Genomic DNA, 4,291 nt, shown 5'->3' on the forward strand with positions numbered 1-4,291 from the left:
GCATACTTTGAAAGAATTTAAGATTTGTTAGTCCTTTTATCAAAACACAGAAAGATTTTTGACAGTTTTTTTTCTCTCAATTCATACGCCTAACTGTTATTCTTCTATCTCTGACAAGCTACGTCCTAAATTTGCGAGAAAGCTACTGGTAGTTTCAATGGGAGCATAATTGATATAACGTATGCTGCGCTTGAGATTTCTTTTCAGCGCCACATTATTATTCTGCACAAACCCTGCCTTTGATTGTCTAAAATGCCATTCTTTACTGGTATCTATTTCAGTATGGGTTAGCGTGCGCAAAGCCAATGCGTATGAATTTCGTTCCACCTCTTGAACAAATGGAATTTCATCTTGCTCGAAATTAAATACCTCTATCAGAATACTTCCTTGCAGTTGGGCAATGCGTTGAATATGAAGTGCGTTAAGCCATGTCTCCAATTTAACGAAATCTACTTTGTCGCCCCTGGTACGTAGAAATTTTCCTAATTCCAAAATACCTCTTAATGAGATACCGTAGTTCAGGATGTGATTGATATTAAACAAAATAATGTCTAACAATGCGAGTGTATCCGTAGAGGTGTCAATACTATGGTACTCGTCATGCCGAATCTTTTTCAGCTTGCGATTTAGAAAGCGATTGGATAGGGTAGGTGGGGTGTCTTTTGCTAAGGCTTCCTCCTTGACGGTATTCGCTGCTAAGGCTTGAATCAGCTGTTCGGGTATGTGAATATTTGTGTCGTATTGGTGATTCTTAATACCTTTCAGAGCGATGGATTCGACTTTTTGTGATTCTAAAAGCTGAAAGAGTCGTCTCCACTTAAAGTTGGACATTGGTTCTAACGTAACGTATTCATTCAATGCGCCAGACCTTAAAAGTCGAAAGAAATTACGTTTGATAATATCCATAAAGAATGATTAAAATAGGAGTGTACTGATGATTTACAGCTGTGTTCGACGATAGAAATCCATATTCTCTTTAGTCAACAGTTCGATGGGCATGTAATTAACGGGTTCAACTTTCTTTTTGAGTACGATAGCCCTGAAAAGTGTTTCAATACAGCTATAACCTTGTTGATAAGCATGTTGTGCTATCAAGAACGAGATACTTCCTTGTTGTAAACATTTTGCATTCTTTTCTACCATGTCATAGCCCATGATTTGAATGTCACGCCTATTCTTCCTTAACAAGTAATCACCGACAATGTGGGCTTTTGAACCAAATGTGATGCAATGGTGCACTTCAGGATGTAGCTCAAAAAAGTGTTCTATTATTTCATCATACTCCTTGCGTGTGGCGGCCATAGGTACTTCCATTTCGAGAATATTGATTTCGGGGAAATGATCATACATATAATGTCTAAAACCAACTTCACGATTGGCTTGCTGTTTAGTACTCACTTTGCCGCCTTTTATGCGTTTCATAATCGCTATCTCTTTCTCCTTACTGGCAATGAGCATCAAGACTCTGGCGGAAAAATATCCACTTCGGAAAGAATCTTGCCCAAAGAAAGATAACGGATTGAGGTCGGGCATATAGGAGTCTAACATCACAAACGGAATCTTTTGATCGTGTAATTGGTCTGTGAACTGTCGAGTGACCTCCAATGTTGACGGCACCACAATAACGCCATCGGGTTGTTGCTCAATACATTTGGCAGCTACTTGAAGAAAAGATTGCTCATCAGAACGTTCATAATTGAATATCTTTAGTTCTAAATAAAAATCACGTCTAATCTCAATTGCCCTTTTTGCACCTTCTTCTATTTCTTCCCAATAGGCTTCAGATTCATGCTGAGGTATCAGGAGATAAAAAGTGTACGACTTATTGTAAGCCAAAGCACTTGCGTACATGTTGGGTTGATAGTCCATTTCCTTCAACGCTTGCTCCACCTTTTCCCTTGCTACCTTGGATACATTCGGTCGATTGTGCAGCACTCTATCAACAGTTCCTACTGATACAGCTGCCCTTAACGCAATATCCTTAATTCTAATCTTTGCTGCCATAATACGCTTATATATGCTGCAAAAATACAAATAAAACTTATATTGTTAGAAAACACATCCTGTTATTTTAATGAGAACAGACTTTTTTAATACCTATTTGTGTGTTTTCAAAATGAATTTAGTTATCTTTGTCTGACTGAATTTCTGTAACCTATCTATGTTCATAAAAAAACTACCGACATACTCTGGCTTGATACTATTGCTCTTTTGGTGCTGTGTCACTGTAGTATCGTGTTCGGCTCCTCACCCTACAGAGGTGGTGGCGCTGAATGAAAAGGCTTACGCCTTCAGGTATAGAAATCTCGATAGTACCACGTTTTATGCACAGAAAGCGTTGAGACTTTCAAAGACCCGAAGTGGAGATTATGCAGAAGCGCTGAACAATTTAGCCTTTGTCAGTCTCGCAAAAATGCAATACCAGCAAGCCGATTCGCTCTTGTCGCTTATCTTTCAGAACACAAACAATCAAATAGAGCAACTGATTGCCGATGTCCAAATGATGCGATTGTGTCAAAGATGTTCAGAAAATAAGAACTTTTACGTTTATCGGGAACGAGCAATAAGACGATTTAAGCGCATAAAAGAGGAGAGTGCAAATCTGTCAGACCATCAAGAGTTGAGAATGATTTACGCTGAAAGTGAATTTAATATTACCAATTCCACCTATTTCTATTACGTGGGATTGGAAAATGAATCTGTGGAAGCAATCAACGTCATTGATGTCAATGGGGATATCACACGAGATACGACCCAACTGCTGAACTATTTGTATAATGTTGGAGCAGGAGGTGTCATTCTGAATGGTACCCGTGAAGAAATTAACCAAGCCGAGTTCGATTATTTAATCAGATGCTATCAATTATCAAAACAATTTCACTATCCCTATTGGGAAGCCAATTCACTTCAAGCTATTAGTGAACGGTTGCAACGTAAAAAATACTGCGACAAGCTCATACATGATAATTTACCGTCGTTTCAATATCTCAATCCCTATCACATGCCAGACTCTCTCTTGGCAGGACATCTTGCACAGCGTGCCTTAGATAAATTTCAGAAATACGGTGACGTTTATCAAACAGCGGGTGCCTATCGAACATTGGCACAATGCTATTGGGAATTACACGACTATCCCTCTGCTCTTATCTGTTTGACAAATGCCTTGAATAAAAATCAAGCCATTCTTCAAGCACCTGATTTGGTGGCTTCTATCCGTGAACAGTTATCATTGGTGTATTCGGCAATGAATGACAAACAGAAAAGTGACTACAACAGAAATTTATATCTTGACATACAAGAAGGGACTAGACAAGACCGACAGTTAGAAGCACGTGCCGAACAGTTGAACCAATCACTGCGCATACTCAATCAAATGATTGTAGCCATTGTCCTAATGATTGTTTTCGTTAGCTTTCTCTTATGGATGTTTGACTGGATGCGAAAACGCAACGAGAAGCGCACATCTGTTCTTGAGAAACTGTTGGAACCGTTAGAGGAGTGGAAGGTTGAAAATGAAAAGTTTTTATCCACTTATCAAGAGCGGTATGAAGAGATGGAGGAAAGAAAAGAGATGACAGAGGTTCGTCTATCGCAAAATAAAAGACGCAATTTGGAACAACGCGCCAAATTGTCGTTGGTTCAAATTGTTCTTCCGTTAATAGATAGAATATTACATGAAGTGCATCGCTTGTGTGATAGACAAGAAAATTCCCAAATCCGAGCAGAGCGATATACCTATATTGCCGAGCTGACCGATCAAATCAATCAATATAATGCAGTTTTAACGAATTGGATTCAACTTAGGAAGGGTTATTTAAGTTTGAAAATAGAGAGTTTTCCACTTCAAGATTTGCTTGACATATTGAGACGTAATCGAATGAGTTTCAGGTTGAAAGGCATAGAACTCAACATTCAATACACCGATGCTGTGGTGAAAGCAGACAAGACGCTTACCTTATTTATGTTGAACACCCTGTGTGACAACGCTCGTAAATTCACTCCATCTGGAGGGAAGGTGAGAGTTTATGCCAACAATGAGCGCGATTTTGTGGAAATTGTGGTAGAAGACACGGGAATAGGCATGACTTCCGAACAACTTCATCAGTTATTCGATCATAAACCTATCGTTGATAGTGCAGCGCCCGATAGCGCATCTTTGCAGAAACATAATAGTCGAGTTAGCCATGGATTTGGGCTGATGAACTGTAAAGGAATTATAGATCGATATAAGAAAATTCACTACTGTCCACGAAATTCCTTTAACATTTCAAAAAGTAACAAATTGATAGTT

General features: G+C 38.9%; 3 protein-coding genes. 1 reads left to right on the forward strand and 2 read right to left on the reverse strand.

The window, feature by feature from the left end:
- Positions 1-96 precede the first annotated feature (96 nt).
- Together HMPREF9304_RS00785 and HMPREF9304_RS00790 are read right to left on the reverse strand one after the other, a co-directional pair.
- Complete coding sequence (locus HMPREF9304_RS00785; RefSeq protein WP_036925817.1) at positions 97-906, reverse strand: hypothetical protein; 810 nt, start codon at positions 904-906, stop codon at positions 97-99.
- Between the two features lie 33 nt (positions 907-939).
- A complete protein-coding gene (locus HMPREF9304_RS00790; RefSeq protein WP_036925820.1) occupies positions 940-2,004 on the reverse strand; it encodes a LacI family DNA-binding transcriptional regulator in 1,065 nt (354 codons plus the stop codon).
- Positions 2,005-2,161: 157 nt separating this feature from the next.
- Between HMPREF9304_RS00790 and HMPREF9304_RS00795 the strand changes: the two genes are divergently transcribed.
- On the forward strand, positions 2,162-4,291 hold a 2,130-nt coding region (locus HMPREF9304_RS00795; protein ID WP_231564427.1), incomplete at its 3' end, for a DUF5112 domain-containing protein.

Origin of the sequence: Hoylesella timonensis S9-PR14 (assembly GCF_000762405.1) — a bacterium.
Lineage (GTDB): Bacteria > Bacteroidota > Bacteroidia > Bacteroidales > Bacteroidaceae > Prevotella > Prevotella timonensis_A.